The following is a 26,484-nucleotide window of genomic DNA, read 5'->3' on the forward strand; positions in this document are numbered from 1 at the left end:
CCGCAGTTGCGGCCTTTCGAGCTTGTATGGACCTGCCTCAATTGACGACATATCTGCTTTCAACTCTTCGCGGACGTTCGCGAATCGCTGCTTCTGCAATAGGCTAGCTAGTCGACAAGCTCGACGTAACTAGACTCGCCCCCCCCCCGTCGCACCGGATAGCCATCCCCAAACAAAGTGAAGCGTCGTGCGCCCATGATGGTCTTGGCCAATCTCGCCGCGCGACCAGCCAGCAAGGATCTCGTCCTCAGTGGTAAGGCAGTGATAAAGAAGCTCGATAGTGTTGCTGCCCGTCACCCGCCCCACTTGACTGCCCATGCGGATCCGGCCGCCGTGGTAAGTGCCGGTGATGGCCCCGCCGTCGACGAGATAATGAAATACCGTTCCGTTACCCGATAGCCCTTGGGTGTTGTTGGCGACGATGAATCGACGGTTGTTCAACCGTTCGTGAATTTCGGAACTTTCCATAAGCCACTTGCCCTCACCTGGAAATCCATTTCAGAAGCGCACAGCCTATACGTAGATGGTTGGGGCTTCCATCTGAACGGCCGCTAGCCAAAAGCAGTCGTTCAAGACTGTGTACAAAAAAATGTGACGGCTCACTTCATATATAAAACGCAACTGTTTAACATTTAGGCTGCCGGTGCCCTGCCACAGCCAACTGCTGAACATCTGGCTGTGATCGCCCGGCGATATCGGGGTCAGCGCTTTGATGGGTTTCGGTGCAGCGTTCGGCTCCATATCCAACCAAAGGGCATCGGGCAATTCGGCTTGCACACTGGTGTGGATACAGGCGTCAGCAGGATCGCCAGCCCCCTCCACGGCTTTATCCCAGTTGGCATCGCTAAACGTCCAAACTCAGCCGCGCCCCTGATGCTGCAAAGTGGCGGCAGGGAAATTGGTTGGAGCGCCTTGTTGGACTTGCTTAGCCGGGTAGCTTGGCCGCAAGGACGTCAACCTTCTCAATTGATGGCGGTGTGGCAAACAGCTCGGCAGCCTTGGCCATAAGCGCCGCTGCGACCTTGCCCGAAAGATGAGCCTGCCGGCCTGCTTCATCCGGGAAAGCGTCAAAGATGCCAAAGGTGGACGGCCCCAAGCGGATGGCGAACCAAGCCGTAGTGGCCGGCTCATCCTCCACTATTGGAAGGCCACCCAAGAGAAAGCTCTCTACCTCTTTCTCTTTCCCGGATTTGGCTTCCAGACGAACGAACAACGCTACCTTGACCATTACGTGCCTCCTGTTGTTACGCCTACGCCATCATGCGCCATTCTTTCCAGTAAGCCCAACGCGATATTCACCGATTTGCCGGCCAGCTCCAGCGTGGCGGGATGAGGGGTAGCGTCGAGTCATTTTCGCAGTCGTGAGAAAAAGGCGAAAAGCGGTCAGTGACAATATTTGTAAAGGCTACCGTGACAACCGTTCAGCTTCCCGAAGACCGATCTCGACTATTCGTTAAGTGCAGCACCATCTCTGCACGAGGCGCATCCTTGATTGCAGCTCCGTGCAGTTCTGCATTGGGGTCAGGTTCTCCGTATTGGGTGTTGATCCATGCGAATGAACTTCCAGTCTCTCCCGACGCGATACCTTCAGCCTCAACCAAGGCGTCCCATATCAACCTCCATTCTGTCGAGCTGCCCATGGTACGACGGCGGGAGGATTTCACCGCATGAAAACCTGATCGTTCAGAACGCGGTATCAGTGTCTGCTTCTGGTCGATTCTGTTGAAAAAGTCTGATTTGCAGATCGGCTGAACTCACGCACGATCTCCACTGGAGAACCTACTCACCACATTGAGTGGTTTTTCGGCCCTTCGTTGAGCTTTGCAGCTCGGCTATTGGGTTGATTTGAGGTTTTTTGCTTTGTGCAGACGCACCTATCCCGTAACCGGTGGCCCTTGAGAAGAAAATTTGGCCAGCCGTCGCAGGTTCTGCACCGCAGCAGCCAGCGTGAATTCATCAGTCGCGCCACTCATGCCACGTAGTCGCAAGCGATCCAGTTTCAGGATGCGCTTGAGGTGGGCGAACAACATTTCGACCTTCTTACGTTCGTGGCGAGAGCGCTGATACGCCGGCGTTACTGCAATGCGCCGAGCCACATCACGAGCAGCTTCATGGACGCTGCGGACGATCTTACGGAACGCCGTGTTCGGGCAGCACTTGGCTTTCATCGGACAGGCTACGCAGTCGGTCTGCCGGGATTGGAAGATGATTGTGTTGGCTTTGGTGACGTGCGAACGCTCGTTCTTGAAGGCTCGCCATTCGCTGCGCAACGCGTTGCCGGCCGGGCAGCGGTATACCTCCGCCTCTTCGTTCTATTGGAAATCGCCGTTCGACAAACAGTCGTTCTTGCGCTCGATTTTGTCCCACACCGGCATGTGTGGCTCGATGTCTTTCTCCTCCACCATCCAGGCCAACATCGGCGCAGAACCGTACGCGGTATCGCCGATGAGGCGTTCCGGCTTGATGTCGAATTGCGCTTCGACTCGTTCAATCATCGTCTTGGTGCTCTCGACTTCTGCGTTTCGATGAGCCGGTGTGGGTTCCACATCCATGATCACGCCGTGCTCGGTATCGATCAGATAATTCGTCGAGTAACCGTAGAACGCTGGGCCACCTGGAGCTGCGGTCCAGCGGGCTTGAGGATCAGTCAGCGACAGGCGCTTGGGCTGCGTTTCGGCCAAAGCCTCCTGATCAAGTGCTTCGAGATACTCACGCGCGGCTCGGGTACTCAGGGCCGGATCGCTCCAGTTGACCGGTTCATCACCTGGTACGCCGCGCTGCCGACTCGCATCCGCTTCGATAATGCTGGCGTCCACGGTAAAGCCTTCGCCCTTGACCAAGCCGGCGTCAATGCAGCGACGCAGCACTTCATTGAACAACCAGCGAAACAGATCACTGTCCCGAAAACGGCCGTGTCGGTTCTTGGAAAAGGTCGAGTGGTTGGGGACTTCATCTTCAAGGCTCAACCGGCAAAAACAACGATACGCCAGGTTCAAATAAGCCTCTTCGCAAAGCCGCCGATCGGAGCGAATGCCGGAGCAATAACCCACGATCAGCATACGAATCATCAGTTCGGGATCAATCGAAGGACGCCAATCGGGCTGTAGAAATCGGCGAGGTAATGGCGCAAATCGCTCAGATCGAGACACCGATCAATGTTGCGTAGAAGGTGATTGGCTGGGATGTGATCTTCAAGGTTGAACGAGTAAAACAGCCGTTCCCGCCCACTCGATAACTGTCCCATCATTCTTCGTGCTTCCCTGCTGGCCAATGCAGATATTTTGCCGCAGGCCAGACAGAGGAACTACTTTTTCAACAGAATCGACCGTTTCTGCCTGTAGTGGCCGGCTGAATCCACAGCCGATTTCGGCCTTTGATCTGGCATCTGCAACTTACTGCATCAACTTGCTCCTTATCGGCCCGAAGATGCTGACTTTGCCCTCAGGAATCGGACATTGTCGCCGCGGGTTTCCGGGATTTTGGCTTGCGCTTGGCCGCCGGCGCCTGGCGTAGCTGCATCAGTTGCTGCTCCAGTGTGTCGGCACGCGCCTGCTGCGCGGCGGCACGTTGCTGGGTTTGGCTGAGCTCAGTCTGGATCGACTCGAGCCGACGTTGTAGCTGCTCGACTTGCCGTCCCACTGTCTTAAATTGGGCCATAATTGCCTTGCCCTCCTCCCGCGCGCGGTCAACCTCACGGTGCGCACGATCTTCGATCCCACGTACGTAGCCCTCCTGCGTCACACGCTCCTGCTCGGCCTTGAGCCGTAACGCCTGCAGATCCTGCTGTAGCGTGTGGTTGTGGCGCTGCGCTTCACGGCGTTCGTGCGACAAACCCTCGCGCTGAAGCTGCAAATCCTCGATCTGCGTCTGGCGCTGTGCCAACAGCAGTTCCAGGTCGGTCAGGCGCGACTCAGCCGCTTGGCGCCCCGCTACGGCGTCCATCGACTGTTGGCGAAACTGTGCCGCGTCCTGACGCGCCTGATCCTCGACCTCTGCCACCCGCTCGCGCTCGGCAGCCAAGACCTGACGTTGCTCGGACAACGTCTGCTCAGCAACACCCTGGGCCAGATGAATCGCCTGCTGCCACACCGCGACAAACGCTTGCGAAACCTCCCCCGGGAGTGCCGGCAGGCGGGTCTCGCCGCTCAGGCGCTCGGCCAGGCGCGCCCACCATTGATCGAGCAGGCCGCCAACCCGCGCCGGGCTACCGCGACCCAATTCCAGGCGCACGCGCTCGACGGTCGGGCGTTCGCCGCGGGCCAATACCGTATCCGCAGCGGCAAACACCTCGTGTTCCGGTACCCCTACTGCCATGGCTCATCTCCGGCTATATTAGGTCTGATAATGAAAGATTATCCGACGTTATTTGCTGATTAATGGAATTATCATACGTTGAACGTATTAAATATTACAGATCAATTGCCTCTGGTCGACAAAACCCCATTGGATCCGCATTTTCTGGCGCTTAACGCCCAGGCAGCCGCCGCGGCCTTTATCGCCGCCGGCACCGCGGCCAACACCGTGCGCAGCTACCGCAGCGCCCTCGCCTACTGGTCGGCCTGGCTGCAGCTGCGTTACGGCCAGAATTTGGGCGATGCGCCAATGCCAGCCACCGTGGCCGTGCAGTTCGTGCTGGATCACCTGGCCCGACCGTTGGCCGACGGCGGCTGGGCGCACCTGCTACCGCCATGGATCGACGCCGCGCTGGTCGCCGCCCGGGTCAAGGCCAAACTGGGGCCGCTGGCGTACAACACGGTCAACCACCGTCTTTCGGTACTCGGTAAATGGCACCGGATCAACGAGTGGGACAGCCCGACCGAAGCGTCAGCGTTGAAGACCCTGCTGCGTGACGCGCGCAAGGCGCAGACGCGTCAGGGCGTGGCGGTTCGTAAGAAAACCGCTGTCGTGCTCGAGCCGTTGCAGGCGTTGCTCGCCACCTGTACGGATGGTGCACGCGGAGCGCGTGACCGCGCTCTACTCCTGCTGGCCTGGAGTGGCGGTGGCCGACGGCGTTCGGAAGTGGTCGGCCTGCAAGTCGGCGACGTGCGTAAGCTAGATGACGACACTTGGCTATATACCCTAGGCGTCACCAAAACCGATACCGGCGGCGTACGTCGGGAAAAGCCGCTGCGCGGCCCCGCGGCGCAAGCCCTCGCCGCTTGGCTGGAGGTGGCACCGACTGACAGCGGGCCGCTGTTCCGCCGACTGTATAAAGGTGGCAAGGTCGGTACATCAGGCTTATCTACCGATCAGGTCGCCCGTATCGTCCAGCGCCGAGCGAAGGTTGCAGGGCTGGTCGGTGATTGGGCGGCCCACAGTTTACGCTCAGGCTTCGTTACCGAGGCGGGCCGTCAAGGCGTGCCACTGGGCGAGGTCATGGCCATGACCGAACATCGCAGCGTCGCCACGGTGATGGGCTACTTCCAATCCGGCTCACTGCTGACGAGCCGCGCAACAACCCTCCTGACCTCAACCGGGATATCTCCGATCGACAGTGACGAGAGTGTAAATTCCGATTCCGACCCGGAATAAATTTCCAAGAAAGTACCGGCGTTTGACAAGCTCAAGATGAACCTTAGGCACCTGTCCACACTCCATGAATCGTGGACAGCGGATGGTTGGGCTAAACTGAAAAATCAACGAGTTGGTTCTTTTATTTTTTGACGCACTGCGCTGCACAATACGTCTGAGTGTACGCCTTGCATCGCTAAGCAACCGTGAAGAGCACTTCATCGCAGCCGCCTATCGATGGACTATCGTCGACTTCACAGTATTCGCCACCTTCGGACAACGTATACACCACACAGGGCCTACCGTTCCGCGAGCGCCGAACAATTTGCTGTAGGCTCTCCATTCGCCACCCTTCAGAGTCATTCAGCCAGCTCGGACTCGCCAACCAAACGCCCTTGATGGCGAACGTAGGGCCGACCAAGGCGCTAAGAGCCTGGAGCTCCTCCACTTCCCACACCAAGGTTAGTCCGCTCCGTAGCCCTGCTTCGACAGTATGCCGCTCCTCGATGGCGACGCAAAACCAAGGCTCGTCAGATAAGTACTCAACACTCCTCCAGAGACGTCCCGCCTTCAGCATCCGGCCTGCTGGGTGTTCAGAATGATCGAGGGTTAAAAACATAGCGCACCAGGCAGTTTAAAATGAACACTATAGATTGTAGCCCTATAGGGCTCTAAAAGGCTTCATCGTTCCTTTTGCAGGAACGAAAAAATGGAACTGAAGCAGGCATTTGGCGTGGCACTGAGGCTGTTAAGGCAAAAAAACGGCCTTTCACAAGAAGACTTTTCTGACGTGAGTAGCCGAACCTATCTCAGCACACTGGAGCGAGGGCTTAAGAGCCCAACACTGGAGAAAGTCCAGGACCTAGCCGGCGTATTGGACGTCCACCCGCTTACAGTCTTGACCAAGTGTTACCTTACACAGGACCCAACCATTTCATTGGATGATCTCTTCAGCCAGATCAAGAAAGAACTGTAGGTTCCGCATGAACGGATTCGCATCCTTGAGATGGCAAGGAGATAGCTTTATTCCAAGTTGTGCTTGACGTGACTCAAAAACAATCGGAGTCCAGGAAACATCCCTAGCACTTCATCATCAAACACGCGACACATGGCCTCGTACGCTATATGGGAATAGGGGCCACCTATATACGTCAGATATTCGATGGATGAAAACCAGGGATATTCTGAAAAGAGGCACGCGCTCTGGATCCGCCTTAAATCGCTGTCAGAAAAAACATCGAAAAGATAGCCGAGCAGAAACATCGCCATCATGCGCTGATATGGAGTACTTTCGCGCGCACCCTTGCTCAGACGCGCACCAAAGGTCTTATCACCATGAGCCACACGATCCCGCCCGCTGCTGAAATATGTACGCGCCAGCCCCCCGCGCCCTCCAGGAAGGGCGAGACGCAAAAAATATTGCAGCAGAAACTCAGTCCCTCCCACCAATAACGGACTTAAAGGTAATGCGTCTGTGGCGCGAAGGTAACTTGCCGGGGTTCGTAAGCGGCAAAGCCATGACTGTACCTTGATGCCGAGATCTGTACCGAGAAGCGCGATTGGGACGCCACCCCATTGCCGTGCCCGGGGGTAGTAGGGGTGATGCGGATCGAGTATTTGCTTTCGATTGGCAAATGCGCACCATGATTTTATAGATGGGACGGGATCCGATAAGTGCACCAACAGCAATCGATGCCTCATGCAAAATGGGGCGCTCACATAACACCACGTCTTTCGCCAGACAGGCAGCCCATAATTGCGTATATCTTCTCGTATACAGAGAGGGCAGTAACTGAGCCGAAAAACAGTATTAAGCAGCAAAGTGGTATCTGGCTTGAAGTAAGCGCTGATCAGATTTGGCGCACCCTGCAAGTGATGGCAAAGCGCGAAAAAATCCCCGCTGGAAAAATCAAAATCGTAGTCGATATCTTTATCAAGCGAACAATAGGTTTCGGCCATTTCTTGTGTCATGCCGCGACAACCTCTATTTAAGCTGCAACGAAACAGCCACGAAGTTAACGTTTCGTCCGGAGTGGCACGCGGATACCCTTTCAGTTTCATGGCCTTGTATAATCTCCTAAACGTTCAAACTATTGCTAGAAGTCTTACGCACAAAAGCGCCAACGATGCAGACTGGAATGACTATCCAGGAATATTCGGCGGTCTCGGTATCACCCCATGCACATACGCGGAGTGCTGAATGCCCTTTAAAAGCGGTTCAATACGCAAGTAAATAGGGCGCGGTAGAAGTAAAAATAACTTCCCAATATTGTCATATTCACTTTTTGTCGCACAGGGCGGGCAGTAATATCCAAGCTCTTCTATATTTCTGTACCACTGATAACCAGATACATTGGCAGCTTGAGCTAAACAACCAATCTCCTCTCGCTGAAATAGTTCAAAAACCCATCCGACCCATATGAGTGCGATCATTCGCTGGTAAGGCGAGGCTGTGGCCGCACCCACCTCCATCGCCGTGGAATAGTCAATTCCCCCATGAACTATATTTTGTCTTGAATTGGAGAAACAGAAACGTGCAGGTCCAGAGGGGCGAAAAGTACTTTTGGCGGTCAAAAATATCCTCATCAGATTGTGCACTGTTCGGATGAGCCATTGAGTCTCGACAACTTCATCGCAACCCGGCAACTTACAGGTATTGCAAGAGTCTAGCATATTGACCCAAAGCTGAACCTGTGAACCGAGCTTTACCAATAACTTGAGGTTTGACATCCCCCGCCACGAACTAAGATCTGCCTCAGGACGCAAACGACTTTCCTGGTGATGGAAAGCAAACGCCTGCCAAGGCTTATCGAACCCTAAATAGCGATCATTTAGAAGCAATAACTGCTCGTGCCGACAACAAAACGGGGCGCACACATAACACCAAGATTTCCTCCAGACTGGATAACCGTGCATCGCCACATCAGACCTCAAACAATGCAAACAAAAAGCGAATCGCTGCTGCGGGGAAAGCAGAAGGCTTGTAGCTGGATTGAAGTGGCTGGACTCAATGCCGATAGGCCAGTGTAGAGAACTCTCCAATTCAAAAAATGCGGAACTTCTAAAGTCAAAATCCGCATCGCCAGTTATACCGCACATCTGATAGTAACGTTCGCCCTTGCTTTCACTGAGTGGGCGACATTGCGGGTTCAGCGCACACCGAAAAACCCAAGACATAAATGTCTCATCTTCAATAGGAGGTGGCCACGTAGTCGACTCGAGCATGCGCATTTTCCCGAACTAACTTAACATTTATACGCCCAAGGATTTAGAATTGCTTCCTGCATCGATTTAATCGAAACCTCTTCCTCACCCCTTGATACAGCCAATATGGCGCCGTATTTTATCATCTTGACGATATTATCTGTTACTCCACCCGAATTGCTAAGTATGAATTTCACCTTGTCCGCACCATAAAGCATTGATGGCTTTAACAATGGGATGTTTTCTTCCAAAGCAGCCAAAAACTCACGGAAAGTCTCTGACTTGGTCCATTTTTGGATTTCATGGATATGATAGCGCCTGGACAATTGGGTATCATGCAACAGTGCATTTCTGGCCAGCGACGTTCCAAAACCGATCACTGACAATGAATAGGGTTCACCGGAAAGCCCTTTCAAGATAGACAATGTTTTTAGTTGTTCGCTGCGATTGGATATCAGTGCATCGTGAAATTCATCGATCACAATGGCGCGAACTTTCCTTAACTTCACAAATTCCGCTAGCTCCTCCGGCACATTTGGCTTTAACCGGCTACGAGCTGAACGTGGTATACCCATGGCCTCCAACAAATGGTCTCTGAAGCTAAGGCTGCCGGGATTTTCATTGAGCGCCATAAAAATGATCTGCTCATCCCAGCCCTTAGAGATCAGTTTAAGTTGGCGAATGATACTGGACTTACCACTCCCCCCCTCCCCGCACACCAACATACAAGGCGCAAGCGACTGACTAGGAGCTTGAACGATGTTTTTGATCATATTTAATACCTGTATGGATTGAGGGCAATCTATCCATACATCCTGTTGTATCGCCCTTATTCGCTCGGGAGCGCTCAGTTGCAAAAGATGACGCTTGGATGCTTTCACGTGTTCATCATTCACTTAAACGTCCTCGCTGGCGTAGGGTCTTGGCTTTTTCGAATAATCTAAATTTTCGTCGTACAGCTCTTCCGCAACAAACTCCCTGCCCGTTTTCTGCCCGACATCAGTCAAATACTTCTGGTACTCCTTTATCGCAGCGGCTTGCTTTTTGATTTTTTTGGTCGTCCGGGCACTTCCTTGAATGAGCGTCTCATTTTGTTGGTAGGTTTTTGCGACCGCCTCTTCCGATATCCATGCCAATTTTTTAGAATTACCAACTCTTAGCAGGTGCTCCTCTAAACTCAAATGGGATCCGGTTAGATCACTGTAGTTAGCCACTACATACTCGCCATTCAACTCAACCCATATGGTCAAAAGCGACAGCGGATCAAATTTTATCAAAACATTTTTAGTGCCTACGAAAGGATTGAATCCAGGCGACCAGTAATACCGTCCTTTAAAGGCGATACCTTTCGGTGATATACTTCGCCGAACGCTTGGCATAAAGTTCAATCTGAATCTCAGTGGTTCGTGAATCAGAGGGGGCATGTTGATACTGCCGTCTGCATTTGCGAAGGCTTTATTCCAACAATCCCCAGGAGTCTGTTTGATTCCTCGATGCATGGTGGCGTGATAGATTACAACCTGTCCGGCAAACCATTTTGCGAACTCGCGGAGTGACAGGACAGATTTCCTTTCGCTGTCATAACCCTTACGCTGCTGGACATTTGAAAAGGTTGTGCCGGACAAGAAATGAACATTACTGGTCATCAGTGTACCGATAAGTCGTTCTACCGCCCCTCCGTAGTGCTTCTTCCCCGGAGGTCTAAATTCAGTTTTAATCCCATAAATTGAGCAGGCACGTTCTAGCGTAAGCGACCTGAATTCAACGGCATTGTCCATTTGGAGTACCTTCGGTACACCATAAAAGGGATAAAGTACATCTGAATTCTCGAGGCCTATTTGTTTCAGGTAGTGCTGTTTTGGAAAAGCTGCGTGGGTGATTGCACAGGCAACGGAGACGGCCGAGGGGGCATTAAATCCAATGTAGTAGCCCAGCAAAACTCTAGTATGCACATCAATCACGACAGTGAGCCAGGGCCGACCAATTGGGATTCGGGACTCCTCGTCACATAGTATTATATCAACTAATGTATGATCTATTTGGGCCACGGCCAGTGGACCTGTTGTTGTTTGAGCGCCCGGTTTGGCGCCGTAGACTTGAGCTGCAGCTTCCGAGCCAAATCGCTTTGCATGAAGTGTCTTGCCGTCCAGCTTTTTTATCCGTGCGGTGACGGTTCCTATGCTGGGGATTGGCTGATGGTTTTCCACGCATGAAAAACGAACTTCAGACCAAACTTTGGCGTATGTGAGTCCTTTCCCAACTCGCTTTTTGTCTATCGCCCGCTGTATGAGCGCTTCCACCTCAGCAGAAATTTTTGACTCGCCTTTCTTTCTACCTTTCCGTTTGGGCAACAGTGAGGCTATTCCGATATTTTCGTCATACGTCCTCAAAATTTGATAGAACCTTGCCTTTCCCACATTACAAACGCTTACTGCCATTTCGATCGTAATTTCTTTTGACAGATACTGCGATATTGCCAGAAATCGTTCTTCGGCAGTTTTGATTTCCTTGCTAGACGCACTTTCAAGTAAATCCATGAAATTATCTATAGGCACTATAGAGTCGTTACACTGTGCGGGCGGTAACAACACGATGTTATCAACGGGTACCGAAAACCTCCTCTTGTCTTTCAAACGCAAAACCTCGACCTCTGAAGGCGGCGTGCATTTGATAACCCTCGCCGGCTCTCCGGCGACGAGTACCATCAAGCCTACTTCTAATGTAGAAAATTGCATTTGATAAATCCTTTGTGCAACACACAGGAAAGCCTCACCAAAAAAGATATTTGATAATTCGAATTTGGCAACCTCGAATCTCAATTTTTCCTAACGTTAGAATAGTGAATTTGATTTTATTCATGTTTATCATAAGGTTAATTCTACACTGCTCACTCCATTATACGAGTAATTGCCTCCTGGAGCTGAAGCCCCATAAAACAAAAGAACACTCACAGTGTCATTTTTCAATGGTAAATAGTGTCACATTTCAATGAATCCATTAGAAAAAATACACCACCTCATTACTTTTAAATGGCCACCCCAACCTCATCCCTATCGTCCACCTCTATACATTGGCACTGATTAGCAGTTGCACTGGCGCTGTGCACGATGAATATCGTGTTAACCCGACTTAAACAACGAGCAAGCCCACACGCCCGCCAAAAAAAAGCATGTCTTATCGCTATATCCGACTTGGCAATTATGTAGTTGATGAATTCCACAGAGAAATTGTCAGCTAGGATGCTAGCCTGACCAGCCATTTGCATCAGGTTCGACCAACGCGCCTCACAGACACGGCCGCCAGAAAGCGAATAAGAAGGCCTATTAAGAGGCAGTTGTATCCCCGCGCTCGCTGTGGCGCCCTGCACGCCTGGTTTTTCCCACTTCGAGAAATTATGAATTTTTGCATAATTGTGCATAATTCTTGTTTTTTGGAATTTTTTACCACGAACCAACCAGCACAGACATGCAAACTCTAATTTTTTTCATAACTACGTCATTTGGCGTTCGCCTTCTACTCACCCCCAGGCATCCCAACCACCGCTCTGGCTACTGCACCTCGTTTGCCTTGTTACTGCCTCCTTCATCAATAAAGCTAACGAGATGCTTCAAGTGCCAAATATGCGCGATTTGACCCCGCGTGCATTTGACTCGACCACTGCTTAGCGATGCTTCTGTCCACCGAGTCTATCGGATGCATTCCCTCCAAATAGAGATCCCAGAAATTTGCTCTGTGATGCTTGGGGCTACTAGCGTCGGCTCGACTGGCCAGTGTTGGTAATTCAAATCCGAGCCACCGTAAGACGCGTGACAGATCACAAAAAAACATTTAAAAAGTAGAGTTTGGAAAAATCACGCGGTTTTTATTCTAGCTTTTAATTGATAAAATAAATTTTACCTAAGCTCATCAGTAGGTTAAGAAGTTATAATTTTTAGCCGGCGCTCACAAAACGGCCGAAAAATCAGCCCCTTAGTGACCTCCGCTCACTGCATCGTCCAGAAAATATTATTTAAATATGCGCATCAGCTTTTCGCCTGCCCAGTAGCCGTTTGATTTCTCAAAGGTCTGGCGCTGATCTTGCCGCATTCGTCGCACCTGATCGGTCTGCATGAACAACGCTTCCAAGAATGTCAGCAATCACGACGCTGTGTGAAATCTGTGGCTTTCGGCATGGTGTTGGTGCGCGGATTTCAAGGACAGCCATACCGGAATTGGCCAATGCCTGGTGATACCGTCGAAAATTACGCTCCTAGCAACCCATGCACCAAGCATTGCTCTGAAACACCATTTAGGCTGAGTCAGCCGGCAAATGTAGGCGCCTTTTCCGGCAAGCGGAGTTGCTTGATCTGACTGCTTGAGCAGTCCTGGATAGGAAAATCGCCTGGAAGCATGACTTCAAGCGGTTTTCGGTGCATTCCTGACACAAAAAACAGAATGCCTGTAGCTCATTTTGTACGCCCGGAATGCGGACTATCATGTAATAGGTAAAGGCAACGGCTCCCATGTGGTGAACATGATGAAGTATGGTTTTGCCATTGTGAAAACATACAACTATGCAAGTAGTCTAAACGTGTCTGGAAATGTTGACTCGCTTAGGCTTAATGTCCGGTTTAAAGCCGTCGCAGCGCGCCCCGAACTGGCAATAACGCAATTGGGAATTGCCAACTTCTCCTGTTTCGGTTATTCACGATTGCTTTTCATCAGCGGCCTTTTTAACTACTGTTTTCTCGTAGTGCATTCGTTTTTGGAGGTGTAATGTTATTGGTCTGAGTCTAACTCAACTAAAGAGGCATTTAGTTTAGTTAGCAGTCAAAGGCTCCTGCACCGACGTTATTTTCTATCCTGCCACTGCGCAAGTCGAGTGATCTGGCGAATGCATTTTCGCGCTGAGTGGTGTTCTTCAAGCGCTACCCCCCTCGTAAAAGGTGGTGTTTCCATCGCTGTGATGGTCAACAATTGGGAACTGTCGGGCTTGGTGCTTAGTATCAAATTCGGTACCAGCCTATTGATTGTCAGCGACTTACAGTTTTCGTAGGAGCAGGTTCTATTTTTGGCGGTGTGGGCGGTCACCCTCCTCGGCTAAAAGGTCTGCCCCTACTTTTTATTTGCCAGACAGGGCTGGCCGCCCACTTGGTCGTTCAGGCCTAACACTGCACTGCGATAAGAAAAACGCCGCCCATCGTGAGATCAGCAGCGTTTTTTTACATTTGCGACTTCGCCTTACGGGTTGTTTGGAGTAATCGCAGGTGGCACCCAATCGTGGGCAAGCATTATCTTTTTGGGCATGTAACCGCGGAACAGCAAGTAGAAATCGTCTTTTGGGGTCGGCAACCAGTTGGACTCCTTGTCGACCCCGGGCGATTCATTTTGCATGTAGATCGTCAGCCCACCGTCCGAATCACGTTTCAGATCGCGAGTGCGGTCGCCGATCGTGAAGCGCTTGATAGGATTGTCGACGAAGTTATAGTCCATTCCGTAAAGGGAAAGTGACCAAAACGCATCGGCTGGTATTTTATCTCCGGGTGCGAAGCGCACCTTGTAACTGTGCTTGCTGCCGTTTAGACGCTCACCCTGACTGTCACGCAGCCCGTGGATGTACAGGGCTTCCGCCTCGTCGTTCCAAACCAGGCCAGAAAGTGTCAAACCTGCACGTTCAAGATATAGGTCCTGATCTCCCATACGACCTACGGCATGTGACTCAAACTCCCAGCCGTTGTTCGATGGCGATTTCCCCGCTGCACGAGCATTGCCGATCACCATATTCATCCCGGTTGCCGCAGCGCGTTCCAGCCCGCGTCGGGTGTCCGCGTCCACCTTGTCCAGATCCAGTCCGGGGCCAATGCCGATGCCCTCGAGCATTTTAATCAGGTGCGAAAGTTTTGCCGGTGGCGGATTTTCTGCCCACGCCTGATTCAACGTGCGGAAGTCCGCCAGCGGATCCTCTTTCGGATCGCCGGGCTTGAACACGTCCATTCGTTCGGGCTGCGCCGGTTGAGGCTTTCCCCATTGACTCAGCGGTGTAAGGCGCAGTTGCTGCTGCCACCCTCGCACATTGACGAAGTCGTCGTTCCCACTGACCAGTACGCGGCTGCCGATCAGCACGGAGGGGGTGCGCGATGCGGGCAGCAGTTTCACCCCCGCCGGAAGTTGCCCTTTCCAGTCCGGCCCGACGATAGCGAAATCACCACCGTTCGGCCCCGTTGTGCGAGTGCCGATGTAGGCGAAGTTATCGCCATCCATGGAACAGAACTGCATCGTGTAGTAACGCCCATCCGGGATTTTCGGCACGCTGAGGATAATGGGCTCCTTACCTACATTGAGCCAGGCAACGCCGTAACCGGTATCACCATTCGGCGAAATTCTGGTGCGGGCGTATTCGTCCGCCAGCCGGGTAGCGTGCCAGAACGTGTTTTTGAACGGCGTATAAGCCAGGACGCCGTTGGAGCTGCCAGCGGGCTCGGTGTTGCTGGCACGCCAGCGAGTTTTCGACAGATGGATCCACGGGTAGCCAACAAGGAAGGCTTGCACGCCCAAGGTGTAGGCATTCTCCTCGCGCCAATTCTGTATCGGCGCAGATGAGTCTGCACTGACGGGTTGGGCGGCCGCAGCGAGAGCTTCCTGCCCGAACGCGGGTGTGAAGGCGAATTGCAGGGTCATGAGTGCGCCGACAGCGGCGATGACGCAACGTCGCGGAACGAAGCGATGTCTCATTGGTTTTGTCCTCATTTTTATTCTTAATATCGGATAGAACAGGCTTCTGATGCCTGCAGGTCCCAGTACACCCCCATTTGTTGCGACATCCCCCCCTCCAGGTGAGGGGGCTGGACTTACCGCTCCCGGGCCAGACGGTGCCGGCTTGCGTCATACCGAAAAACGCGAGACAAGTCCGCTAAGCGACACTGCCAATCGAGGCAGTTCCTCAGTGGCAGCGTCTCGATCAGGCTTCGAATCGGCTGAACGAAGCGTGGTGGTCGAAGGGCGTGTAACGCGCCTGTCGATCGCGCGTGACCTTGATCATGGCGATGTCAGGGTCACGAGAGAAAAACAATCGACCGCCGCTGGCCACCACGTGGTCGAGCAGGCGCTCCTTTTCACCGACTACGCACTCTGGATTGCGGTCGTTGGCGCTGGTGATATCCAGGTCAAGCCAATGGATGCCCGGGATCAGGTCGCCGGCATACATCACCGGACCGCCCGGCATAGCGATTTCAGGCACCAGATGTCCCGGTGTATAGCCATCACAGACATGGAACTGCCAGCCATCGCCGAGCTGATCACAGCGGCCGCCATCGATCAGCACCAGGCGGCCACTGTCCTCGATGCGGTGAATGATCTGAGAGACAAACTGCCCCCTGTCACGCGGATGCGGGTGCCGGGCGCGCAGCCAATGGCGTTCACCCACGATGTAGTGCGCATTTGGAAACAGCAGGCGCGGCATCTCCCCTTCCCTCACCAGGCCAGCCAGTTCAGTTGATAGCTGCGCATGCAGATGAGGCAGTACGACCGCATCGATATCGCTTTCGCCGAGCCTCAGTTTGGCCAGGGTTTCCAGCAACCCCGGAGCACGCGGCTGACACCGGCAGGTTCGTGGTGGTGGAGCCAGAAGCGCCTCGGCTCCGGCGACTATCAAGATATTTTTGCCTGCCTGCTGCACTAGCAGGCCGCGCGTGGCGAGGTCCACCAGGTTGTCCTGATCGGGCTTGATCCAGTTTGCCCAGCGCAGACGCGGCGTATTGCCAAACACTATGCCACCGTCAAGTTTGGTGTTTCTGCCGACCAATGTGGAAATGCTGCGGTTCACAATGCTTACCTCTTCAGACTGGTCATGGACGTGTTATCGCTTGCAGCTTGAACCAGTGCTGTGAACTGCCACCCACCCCCAATGAGTGGGGTTGGGCGTTTTGTCCGAACGCTATCATCGACCAGTACTCAACTTTCAATGGAGAGCGCTATGCAGACGAAACAAGGGCCGCTGTCGGGCCTCAAGGTTCTTGAAATCGCGGGGCTTGGGCCTGGACCCTTTTGTGGAATGCTGCTGGCCGATCTTGGCGCGGATGTGGTGCTGGTCGAGCGTAGTGCACAGACTGCTGACGAAATCGACATGGGCGCAGGCGCTATCTATAAGCGCGGTAAACGCTCTGTCGGGGTTGATCTCAAAAGCCCGGAAGGCATCCAGACCGTACTGAGCCTGGTAGAAAGCTGTGACGCCCTGATCGAAGGCATGCGTCCCGGCGTTATGGAACGCCTGGGGCTCGGACCGGATGTTTGCCTGGCGCGCAATCCGCGTCTGGTCTACGGCCGCATGACCGGTTGGGGCCAGGATGGTCCGCTGGCCCAGGCCGCCGGGCATGACATGAACTACATCGCGCTGGCCGGGGCGCTGTGGTATGCCGGCCAGCCGGGACAGGCGCCGATTGCACCTCCAAGTCTGGTGGGTGACGTTGGCGGTGGTGCGCTCTACCTGGCCATCGGTTTGCTCGCCGGCGTCATGAACGCTCGCAATACCGGCAAGGGCCAGGTCATCGATGCTGCGATTGTCGATGGCTGCGCCCACATGCAGAATTTGCTGCTGAGCGCCAAGGCGGGTGGTCAATTGCCCAACGAGCGCGGACAAAGCGGGCTCGATGGCCCGCATTGGTACAACACTTACCTTTGCGCCGACGGTAAGTATGTGTCCGTGGGGTCTTTGGAGCCGCGTTTCTACGCACTGCTGCGGGAAAAGCTTGGCCTGAGCGACGACCCGGAGACCGCCAACGGCTACAACCCGAAAACCTGGCCGCAGTTGCGCGAGAAATTCGCTTCGATTTTCGCCCGGCGTACCCGCGAGCAATGGTGTGAAATCCTGGAGGGGACTGACGCCTGCTTCGCCCCGGTACTGAATCTGGATGAGGCGGCGGACCACCCTCACCTTCAGGCTCGCAAAGTATTCGACCGCGAAAATGGCATGCTCCAGGCCAACCCGGCGCCCCGTTTCAGCGGTACGCCGCCTGGCAGGCCGGGCCCGCTGCCTGAACGTGGCGAGCACACTGACCAAGTGCTGCGCGACTGGCTCTGAGGCAATGCCACAACGACAATGCCCGTATCGCAGGATACGGGCATTGTCGTTTATGAGCTGTTCGTTGTTTTAGCGTATCTGCTGACGAAACTCACGCGGGCTGAGCCCGGTCCAGCGACGGAAAGCCCGGGTAAACGAACTGGCCTCGGTGTAGCCCAGCCCCGAAGCGATATCGTTGATGCTGCGGGTAGAGTTCTCCATGTACTCCAACGCCTTCGCTATGCGGATTTCCTCGACCAGCGTGTTGAACTCCAGTTCCTGTTCCTGCAGACGGCGTTGTAACGTCCTTGGACTGAACCCCAGCTGTTTGGCAATAGTGTCGAGACCTACATGGCCTGCCCGCAGGTTGCCCGCAATGGTCTGACTGATGCGTGCCGTGAGTTCGGTGTCCGCCAGACGCTTCTTGCGCTGTTCTTCCAGATACGGCTGCAACGCCTGGAACAGACGCTCGTCGGCGGTTACCAAAGGTTCTTCAAGCATTGCACCTGGCCAGATCATCGCATTGATGGATTGGCCGAACCTCAATGGGCACTGGAAAGCCTGTTGGTGCAGGCTGATGTCGGGGGGCTGCGAATGGGCGAAATCGACCCGCAGCGGGGCGAACTTGTTATCCGTGACTTTACACAGCGTGACGTACAGCCCGGCCATCGCAAACTCGGCATCCTGTCGGCACCGCGTAATACTCGGGTCGGTCAGTTGGTAGTGGACTTCCACCCGTCCACCGCGCAAGTACCAGGTCAGCTCATTGGCGTGGGCATGTACCACGAGATAGCGACTGATGAAGTTCAGCATCGCGCGGACATCTCTGGCACTGCGTGCAGCGTGTCCGAATGCTCCGAGGTAACTTCCCGATGTCGGCGGACTCAGCTGTCCCAGGCCCATGCGCAACCCCAGGCAGGGGTCGACATGTTCGGCAGTCGTCTCCAGAAGCTGAATGTAACTGCTCAGTGGTACCTCGCTGTCTGCGCGATCGACGACATCCTGACTCAAGCCAACGGACTCCAGGTAGGGCCTGAAGATCTCGCTATGTCGTTGCAGCAGCGTCTCGCTGAACACCGTGTAGTTGCCATGAGACATGATGGGCCTCTTTTTCAGATCGCCTTGAAATACGAGCCATTACACTCCAAACATCGCCACCTCTCTACCCCTAATAAAAGGGGGGCATCCCTCGCCCCTCGGGGTGTCATCGTTATGTAGGAGCGAGCTTGCTCGCGATGAACTCCAGAACACCGCGGTTATCCAGCAAGCGTGCGTTAGTGTCAGCGACCATCGCGAGCAAGCTCGCTCCTACAGGGGATTAGCGAAGACGCAAATATCCCGGTGCGTTATGGCTGGCGTCAGATGTCAGATTGCCTGGCGCCGTTGAGCGATTCTTGGCGGGGCCTCTCTGTCACCGTAGTGCGCTAAACGCCCAAGGGCGATGACAACAACAATAAAGAGGTTGGGCTATGACGGAGCGTGAAGTGAACACCCAGAGCGGCGTCAGTCGGCGCAAGTTTTTGCGCGATGCCGGGGTCGTCGGTGCTGCTGGTGCGGTGGTGGCTGTGGGGGCGGCGCACATCGATGGCGTGCAGGCACAAGAAAACAACCAAGGCTGCAAGAGCGCTGGCTGCGATTACGACGTGGTGGTCATTGGCGGTGGTTTCGCCGGGGTGACCGCTGCCCGCGACAGCAGCAAGCACGGCTACAAGACGCTGCTGCTGGAGGCGCGCAATCGCCTCGGCGGCCGTACGTTCAGCAGCGAATTCGCCGGTCACAAGATCGAGCTGGGCGGCACCTGGATCCACTGGACCCAACCCTTTGTCTGGGGTGAAGTCGAGCGTTACGGCCTGCAACTCAAGGAAACCCCCGAGCACCACGTACCGGGCAAGGACACCTTGTCGGTGGTCCATGAGGGCAAACGCATCGAACTGGCGGGTAAGGAGTTGATGAGTGCCGTCGAAGGGATCTATGCCTACTTCGCCGAGGCTCGCAAGCTTTGGGAGCGGCCTTACGATGCAAAATACACCTGGAATCAGCTCAGTGCTGTGGATTCGATGTCAGCTACCGACCGTTACGCGCAGCTCTCGCTCACGCCGCTGCAACGGACCGTGGTGGACGCTTACATTGCAGGTATCTCGCACACCACAAGCGACAAAGCGTCCTATGCCGACGCGCTGCGCTGGTGGTCTCTGCCGGGTTGGGAGCTGTCGCAGTTCAGCGATTCCCTCGGTCGCTACACCTTCAAGAACGGCACCATCAGCCTGATCAACGCAATGATCGCGGACGGAAAACCCGAGGTGCGCCTGTCGACTCCGGTGGCCAAAGTTGAAGACAAGGGCGATCGAGTGCTGATAACCACCCAACAGGGTGACACCATCGTAGCAGGCGCTGTGATCGTCGCCGTACCGATGAACGTGCTGCCGCGCATCGCCTTCTCTCCCGCGCTGGACCCGACACTGGTGGAGGCAGCCAAGGAAACCCATACCGGCAGCGGCATCAAGGTGTTCGTGCGGACCAAGGGCAAGCTGCCTGTGGAAGGCAAATACACGGGCATCGCCGACTCGCACCAGCCGCTCAGCCTGGTGACCACCTATGCCAAGGCTGACGACCACACCATTTTCGCCTGCTTCGGCAGCGACCCGGACAAGCTCGACGTCCAGGACCGCGACGCCGTGCAGCAGGTCTTCGAAAACTTCTTTCCGGGCATCGAAGTGACGGAATGCTACAGCTACGAGTGGACGCTCGACCCCTATTCGCGCGGCACGTACTGCAGCTACAGACCAAACTGGCTGGGCAAATACTACGACCATTTCCAGCAGGACCGCGGTCGGGTGATCTTCGGTCAGGGCGACCATGGTGAAGGCTGGCGCGGCTTCATCGACGGCGCGATCAGTGCCGGTGGCAAAGCCGCCAAGCGCACGCAGACGTTGCTGGGCTGACGCATCACATCCCGAGTGCCGAGCGTTGGACGAATCGTCTTGCAAGTAAGGCAAGGCGATTCGCGTGACGCATCGGCAGCGAGAAAATCCGATCCCTAAGGGAATGTCGATGAACTACATAGCGTCCATTGCTGCGCTCACGGCAGCACTACTGAGCATCCCTGCGCCGGCCTTCGCACAGCCGGGCAGTCCCAACATCGTCGTCATACTGATGGACAATCTGGGCTACGGCGAACTCGGCGTATACGGCGGCGGCATCCTGCGTGGCGCGCCAACACCGCGTATCGATGAGTTGGCTGCCGAAGGCGTGCGCTTCACCAATTTCAACGTCGAACCGCAATGTACGCCTTCGCGCTCGGCGCTCATGACCGGGCGCTTTCCCATTCGCTCCGGTACCTACAAAGTGGTCGGCGGCGGTGCGCCGGATGGTTTGACGCAATGGGAAGTCACCCTTGCCGAATTACTGTCCGATCGCGGCTACGCCACCGGAATCTGGGGCAAATGGCATTTAGGCAGCAACGAGGACCGTTTTCCCACTCACCAGGGTTTCGATGAGTGGTACGGAATACCGCGCACCTATGACGAAGCGATGTGGTCGGCCGCCGACGACACCGACAATGAACGGCCGGCCATTGGGCGCAATCAGGGTTGGGACGAGTCACTGGCCCCCGCGCAATACATCTACGAAGCGCGCAAGGGCGAGCCGGCACGCAAGGTGGCCAAGTTGGACCTGGCGACCAAGCGGACTCTCGACGCGCAGGTCGCTTCCCGCGCCGTGGACTTCATCCAGCGCAATGCCAAGGCGGGGAAACCGTTCTTTGCCTATGTGCCGTTCTCGCTGGTGCACATGCCTACCCTTCCCAACCCGGAATTCGTGGGCAAGACCGGGAATGGTTCGTGGGCCGATGCACTGGCCGAGATGGATCATCGCAGCGGGCAGATACTCGATGCGATCAAGGCGGCGGGCATTGAAGACAATACCCTGGTGATTTTCGCCAGCGACAACGGTGGTGAGGCTACCTACCCCTGGCAGGGCGCCAACGGCCCTTGGCGCGGCAGCTACTTCACTGCCATGGAAGCGAGCCTGCGCGCGCCGTTCATCCTGCGCTGGCCGGGGAAAATCAGCGGTGGCCGCGTCACCAATGAGACCGTGCACATTGTCGATCTGTACACCACCCTCGCCCATGTGGGGGGCGCACAAGTGCCCCAGGATCGCCCGATTGACGGGGTGGATCAACTGGACTTCTTCACCGGCAAACAGGAGAAATCCAACCGCGAAGGTTTCCCGGCCTATGTTGCCGACCGGTTGACGGCCGTCAAATGGCGTAACTGGAAATTGCACTTCATCTGGCAGGAGAACATGTACGACCCACCGCAGGTGCTGCCTTTGGCAAAAGGCATCAATCTGCTGACCGACCTGCGTGAGGAGCATGATGTCCTCGCGCAGAACACCTGGATCGTGAGGCCGATGATGAAAATCGTCGGTGACTTGAAGGCGAGCCTCAAGCAATACCCGCCGATTGAAGCCGGGACACCGGACCCGTATAGCCCGCCGAAGTAGCCTTCTGCGTGATGGATGCCGGGTTAGCCGCCCCCGGCCATCGATGGCCGATGGCGGCGGGCCCTGTAGGAGCGAGCTTGCTCGCGAAAAACCTGAGAGCACCGCGGGGTGTCAGGCTCCCCGCGTCATCGTTGACCTCCATCGCGAGCAAGCTCGCTCCCACAGGAATCGGAGGCAACCGCGAAATTACGTCGTCAGTAATGCCGCCTTCGCGAGCAAGCCCGCTCCCACAGGGGCAAGAGCCCTTGGTTACCCATGGATACAGACCTGATCAACCACCCCCAATTCAAAACCCCGGACCACCGGGATGATTGGCGCCGAAAGCTAGAAACCCTGTCGCCATCCAGCGATTCATCCGCCCCCTTCAACTGCCACCTTATCCGCACTTACTCCACAACGGCGGTAAGACCCGGTAAGTAGTGGGATTCACGATGCAAACAACCATTCGCGGATTGGCATTGGCCATCCTTTCCAGCGGTTTCGCTCTGGCACATGGCATCAGCCAGGCCGCGGAGTGCGACGCCAGTGCTGGTCAACAAGTGTTCCAGACCAAGTGCAGCGCTTGCCACGCGCTCGACGAAAGCCGGGTGGGACCCAAATTGGCCGGGGTCGTCGGTCGCCCGATCGGCTCCGTGCAGGGTTTCACCTACACGGCGGGTCTTGCCGGCGCAAAGTCAACGTGGAACGTCGAGCAACTCGACGAATTCCTGACAGCACCGGCCAGGAAATTCCCCGAAACCGCCATGGCCTTTGGCGGCCTGCGCAAGGCCGAGGAACGTCAGGCAGTGCTGTGTTTCCTGCAGACAAAGAGCTGACGTTGCACAACTGCCCTCTCCTCTTGCGGGCCCTGTCCCATCGAAACACGTGAGCGGTCGGACTGCCCACCGAGCACATCTGTAACAAACAAAAAAAAACAACAATAAGGAACACCCAGTGCACAGCAAAACATTCAATCGCTGCCTGTTGGCGGCCGGAGTTTCGGCCGCGAGCATGGGGCAGGCGCTCGCGGTTGACTTTAACATCGGCGAGATCCAGGGCCAGTTCGACTCAGCACTGTCGATTGGCGCCAGTTGGGGCACCCAGGAACCGAGCAGGAAACTGATCGACACCACCAATGGCGGTACCGGCTTCTCCTCCGGCGGTGACGACGGCCGACAGAACTTCAAGAAAGGCGAGACCTTTTCGAAGATCTTCAAGGGCGTGCATGACCTCCAGTTGACCTATGGAGACACCCGCGCCTTTGTGCGGGGCAAATACTGGTACGACTTCGAGCTCAAGGACGAGAACCGTCCGTTCAAACAAATCAGTGACGACGGCCGCGACATGTCAGTGCGGTCTTCCGGCTCAGAAATACTCGACGCCTTCGTGGCGCAGAAATACTCCATTGCCGATCGCTCCGGGGATGTTCGCCTGGGCAAACAAGTCGTGAGCTGGGGTGAAAGCCTGTTCATCGGCAACTCGATCAATTCGATCAACCCGCTCGATGTCGCGGCCCTGCGTCGCCCCGGCGCGGAGATCAAGGAAGGTCTGATTCCGGTCAACATGCTCTACGTATCGCAAGGTCTGACCGACAATTTGAATGTCGAGGCCTTCTACCAGCTCGAGTGGAAACCCTACGCCCTGGATAACTGCGGCACCTTCTTCGGCGCCGATCCGATCGCCAAAGGTTGCAACAACAATTTCACGGCCGGTCTGGCTGAAGTTGCGCCGCTCGAACCAATCGCCGCCGCAGCAGGGCTGGGCTTCGGCTTCAATGGCCGTGAGGGTGTGTTCGTCCCGCGAGGCAAAGACCACGAGGCCCGCGACGGTGGTCAGTTCGGTCTGGCGTTGCACTGGTTGGGTGACGGCATTGAATACGGCGCCTACTACATGAACTACCACTCGCGGACCCCGACCCTGGCCCTGCGCCCGGCGAGTGGTGTGACGAACTTCATCAACAACGTGTTGCCAGCCAGCGGCCTGGGCGCGAACGAACAATTCGCCCTGGGCCTGGCGACCGCTGCGGGCAATAGCAGCTACTCCCTGGATTACCCGGAAGACATCCACCTCTACGGCCTGAGCTTCGCTACCACGCTGCCCGATGGCACTGCCTGGAGCGGCGAGATCAGCTACCGGCCCAATGCCCCGGTGTCGATCAACAGTGCCGACCTGGGGGGTGGTTTGTTGAACCCGGCCTTCCGCGCGCTGACCGGTGCAAATGCCGAGTCGACCGTGGATGGCGAAGAAGGCCAGGTCATCCAGGGCTACCGCCGCAAGGAAGTCACCCAGGCGCAAACCTCTTTCGTGCATATCTTTGACCCGATGCTGGGGGCTGACTATTTGAGCGTCGCCACCGAGGTCGGGGTGACCCACATCGGCGGTCTCGAATCGCTCGACAAGCAGCGTTATGGCCGGGATTCGGTGTACGGAGACGTCAATCAGGGCGGACGCAACGGTTACTACACCACCTCATCCTGGGGCTACCGAGCGTATGCCAAGCTGGCTTACACCAACGTTTTTGCCGGCGTGAACCTGACACCCAACGTGTTCTGGTCGCACGACGTTTCGGGCTACAGCCCGGTGTTTACCGAGGGTTCCAAGTCTGTCGGCCTGGGCCTCGATGCCGACTACCGCAACACCTACACCGCCAGCCTCAGTTACACCAACAACTTCGGTGGCGATTTCAACACTTCGGTCGACCGCGATTTCGTGGCGCTGAGCTTCGGCGTTAACTTTTAAGGCTTGATAATGAACAAGACAATTCAGAAAGGTTGCATCCTGGCACTCAGCCTGTTGGCTTGCCATGTCATGGCGGCTGTACCTGCTGGCGAGGCCAACAAGCTTGGCACCGAACTCACCCCGCTCGGTGCCGAGAAATCGGGCAATGCCGACGGCAGCATTCCGGCATGGACCGGCGGATTGCCGAAAACCGCGGGCCAGGTGTCGGCCAACGGCTTCGTCTCCGACCCGTTCGCGGCGGAAAAACCGTTGCTCGTGATCACCGCCGTCAATGCCTCGCAGTACCAGGCCAAGTTGACCGACGGCCAGATGGCGATGTTCAAGCGCTATCCGCAGACCTACAAGATTCCGGTCTACCCGACGCATCGTACGGCGTCGGTACCGCAGGCCATCGTCGATGAGGCCAAGCAGAATGCTCTGAAAGTCCAACCGACCAACAATGGTGACGGCGTGGCGAACTTCCATGGGTATTTCGCTTATCCGATCCCGAAGAGTGGCGAAGAAGTGGTCTGGAACCACATCACCCGTTATCTGGGGGGCAGCGCACGCCGCAGTTATGTCCAGGCCACTCCGCAAGTAGACGGCGCCTACACTCTGGTGCGTTTCGATGAAGAAACCATTTATCCGGAGAGTGTCCAGGATCTGCCAGCCGAACGCGCCGACAACCTCCTGTACTTCTACAAGCAGCAAGTCACTGCCCCGGCGCGACTGGCCGGCACTGTGGCGCTGGTCCACGAGACGCTCGACCAGGTGAAGGAACCTCGTCTGGCCTGGGTTTACAGCGCCGGGCAACGCCGGGTACGCCGCGCACCTCAACTGGCCTATGACGGCCCGGGCTCTGCCTCTGACGGTCTGCGCACTGCCGATAACCTGGACATGTTCAACGGTGCCCCGGACCGTTACGACTGGAAGCTGGTAGGCAAAAAGGAAATCTTCATCCCGTACAACAGCTACAAACTGGAATCCACTGCGCTGAAATACGATGACATCATCAAGGCCGGTCACATCAATCCGGACCACACGCGTTACGAGTTGCACCGTGTCTGGGAAGTCGTGGCAACACTCAAGTCGGATGCACGGCATATCTACTCCAAACGCCATATGTATATCGACGAGGACACCTGGCAAATCGTTGAAGTCGATCACTATGACGGCCGTGGCCAACTGTGGCGCGTCGCTGAAGGTCATCCGCTGTTTCGCTACGACCAGCAGACCACTTACGCTGCCGCCGAAACACTGTACGACGTGATTTCCGGACGCTATCTGGTCCTGGGTCTGCGCAATGAGGAGTCGCGCAACACCCAATACGGGCTGACGGCCAAGGTGTTCGACTACACGCCAGCGGCCTTGCGTACCGACGGGCTGCGTTGATCAGTTGACGGATCGCAAAAAACCCGCCGATGGCGTAATGCTGTTCAGTTAAGCGAGAAAGATCCACTGTAGGAGCGAGCTTGCTCGCGATGGTCGTTAACGATGCCGCGTGTTTACTGACTAAACGCGGCGCTCTTGAGTCC

General features: G+C 55.6%; 17 protein-coding genes and 3 pseudogenes. 8 read left to right on the forward strand and 12 right to left on the reverse strand.

Features of this window, described 5'->3' with window-relative positions; translation table 11 throughout:
* Positions 1–107: 107 nt before the first annotated feature.
* The 5 genes and pseudogenes from AC07XF_RS01285 to AC07XF_RS01305 all read right to left on the reverse strand — a co-directional run bounded on the left by AC07XF_RS01285 (position 108) and on the right by AC07XF_RS01305 (position 4,314).
* Positions 108–468: pseudogene (locus tag AC07XF_RS01285) on the reverse strand (avidin-fold protein).
* Between the two features lie 457 nt (positions 469–925).
* On the reverse strand, positions 926–1,228 hold the full coding sequence (locus tag AC07XF_RS01290) for a putative quinol monooxygenase (protein WP_095966138.1): 303 nt from the start codon (positions 1,226–1,228) through the stop codon (positions 926–928).
* A gap of 232 nt (positions 1,229–1,460) precedes the next feature.
* Positions 1,461–1,601, reverse strand: a pseudogene (locus AC07XF_RS01295) (FAD-binding oxidoreductase); the annotation flags it as partial.
* 273 nt (positions 1,602–1,874) lie between these two features.
* Positions 1,875–3,247, reverse strand: a pseudogene (locus tag AC07XF_RS01300) (transposase).
* Positions 3,248–3,441: 194 nt separating this feature from the next.
* Positions 3,442–4,314 (reverse strand): DNA-binding protein, encoded by an 873-nt coding sequence (locus tag AC07XF_RS01305; RefSeq protein WP_495025064.1) that lies wholly within the window; start codon positions 4,312–4,314, stop codon positions 3,442–3,444.
* Positions 4,315–4,392: 78 nt separating this feature from the next.
* Here AC07XF_RS01305 and AC07XF_RS01310 point away from each other — a divergent pair, with 78 nt between their 5' ends.
* Positions 4,393–5,532, forward strand: coding sequence for a site-specific integrase (locus tag AC07XF_RS01310; protein WP_495025065.1), 1,140 nt, complete (start codon positions 4,393–4,395; stop codon positions 5,530–5,532).
* Positions 5,533–6,220: 688 nt separating this feature from the next.
* Positions 6,221–6,487 (forward strand): helix-turn-helix domain-containing protein, encoded by a 267-nt coding sequence (locus tag AC07XF_RS01315; RefSeq protein ID WP_095966142.1) that lies wholly within the window; start codon positions 6,221–6,223, stop codon positions 6,485–6,487.
* A gap of 47 nt (positions 6,488–6,534) precedes the next feature.
* On the opposite strand, the gene AC07XF_RS01320 is transcribed toward AC07XF_RS01315, so the two are convergent.
* The 6 genes from AC07XF_RS01320 to AC07XF_RS01345 all read right to left on the reverse strand — a co-directional run bounded on the left by AC07XF_RS01320 (position 6,535) and on the right by AC07XF_RS01345 (position 16,516).
* Positions 6,535–7,572: a TniQ family protein gene (locus tag AC07XF_RS01320; RefSeq protein WP_102674095.1), complete on the reverse strand. Its 1,038-nt coding sequence runs from the start codon at positions 7,570–7,572 to the stop codon at positions 6,535–6,537.
* An 81-nt stretch (positions 7,573–7,653) separates the two neighbouring features.
* Positions 7,654–8,688, reverse strand: a complete 1,035-nt coding sequence (locus AC07XF_RS01325; RefSeq protein ID WP_495025066.1) for a hypothetical protein — start codon at positions 8,686–8,688, stop codon at positions 7,654–7,656.
* A gap of 68 nt (positions 8,689–8,756) precedes the next feature.
* Positions 8,757–9,611, reverse strand: a complete 855-nt coding sequence (locus AC07XF_RS01330) for a TniB family NTP-binding protein (RefSeq protein ID WP_095966144.1) — start codon at positions 9,609–9,611, stop codon at positions 8,757–8,759.
* Positions 9,612–11,450, reverse strand: a complete 1,839-nt coding sequence (locus tag AC07XF_RS01335) for a TnsB C-terminal domain-containing protein (protein WP_095966145.1) — start codon at positions 11,448–11,450, stop codon at positions 9,612–9,614.
* Between the two features lie 2,485 nt (positions 11,451–13,935).
* Positions 13,936–15,372, reverse strand: coding sequence for a DUF1254 domain-containing protein (locus AC07XF_RS01340; protein ID WP_495025067.1), 1,437 nt, complete (start codon positions 15,370–15,372; stop codon positions 13,936–13,938).
* A 280-nt stretch (positions 15,373–15,652) separates the two neighbouring features.
* Positions 15,653–16,516 (reverse strand): MBL fold metallo-hydrolase, encoded by an 864-nt coding sequence (locus AC07XF_RS01345; RefSeq protein ID WP_495025068.1) that lies wholly within the window; start codon positions 16,514–16,516, stop codon positions 15,653–15,655.
* Between the two features lie 150 nt (positions 16,517–16,666).
* Here AC07XF_RS01345 and AC07XF_RS01350 point away from each other — a divergent pair, with 150 nt between their 5' ends.
* Positions 16,667–17,770, forward strand: a complete 1,104-nt coding sequence (locus tag AC07XF_RS01350; RefSeq protein ID WP_495025069.1) for a CaiB/BaiF CoA transferase family protein — start codon at positions 16,667–16,669, stop codon at positions 17,768–17,770.
* A gap of 69 nt (positions 17,771–17,839) precedes the next feature.
* On the opposite strand, the gene AC07XF_RS01355 is transcribed toward AC07XF_RS01350, so the two are convergent.
* On the reverse strand, positions 17,840–18,847 hold the full coding sequence (locus tag AC07XF_RS01355) for an AraC family transcriptional regulator (protein WP_495025070.1): 1,008 nt from the start codon (positions 18,845–18,847) through the stop codon (positions 17,840–17,842).
* Positions 18,848–19,218: 371 nt separating this feature from the next.
* On the opposite strand from AC07XF_RS01355, the gene AC07XF_RS01360 reads away from it, so the two are divergent.
* The 5 genes from AC07XF_RS01360 to AC07XF_RS01380 all read left to right on the forward strand — a co-directional run bounded on the left by AC07XF_RS01360 (position 19,219) and on the right by AC07XF_RS01380 (position 26,341).
* A complete protein-coding gene (locus AC07XF_RS01360; protein ID WP_495025071.1) occupies positions 19,219–20,691 on the forward strand; it encodes a flavin monoamine oxidase family protein in 1,473 nt (490 codons plus the stop codon).
* Between the two features lie 109 nt (positions 20,692–20,800).
* Positions 20,801–22,252: an arylsulfatase gene (locus AC07XF_RS01365; protein ID WP_495025072.1), complete on the forward strand. Its 1,452-nt coding sequence runs from the start codon at positions 20,801–20,803 to the stop codon at positions 22,250–22,252.
* A 431-nt stretch (positions 22,253–22,683) separates the two neighbouring features.
* Entirely contained in the window at positions 22,684–23,067 is a 384-nt protein-coding gene (locus AC07XF_RS01370; RefSeq protein ID WP_495025073.1) for a c-type cytochrome, read from the forward strand.
* A gap of 118 nt (positions 23,068–23,185) precedes the next feature.
* Positions 23,186–24,970 (forward strand): DUF1302 domain-containing protein, encoded by a 1,785-nt coding sequence (locus AC07XF_RS01375; RefSeq protein WP_495025074.1) that lies wholly within the window; start codon positions 23,186–23,188, stop codon positions 24,968–24,970.
* Positions 24,971–24,979: 9 nt separating this feature from the next.
* Positions 24,980–26,341: a DUF1329 domain-containing protein gene (locus AC07XF_RS01380; protein ID WP_495025075.1), complete on the forward strand. Its 1,362-nt coding sequence runs from the start codon at positions 24,980–24,982 to the stop codon at positions 26,339–26,341.
* Positions 26,342–26,484 lie beyond the last annotated feature (143 nt).

The sequence above is a fragment of the Pseudomonas sp. GW821-FHT01C01 genome (genome assembly GCF_059422645.1).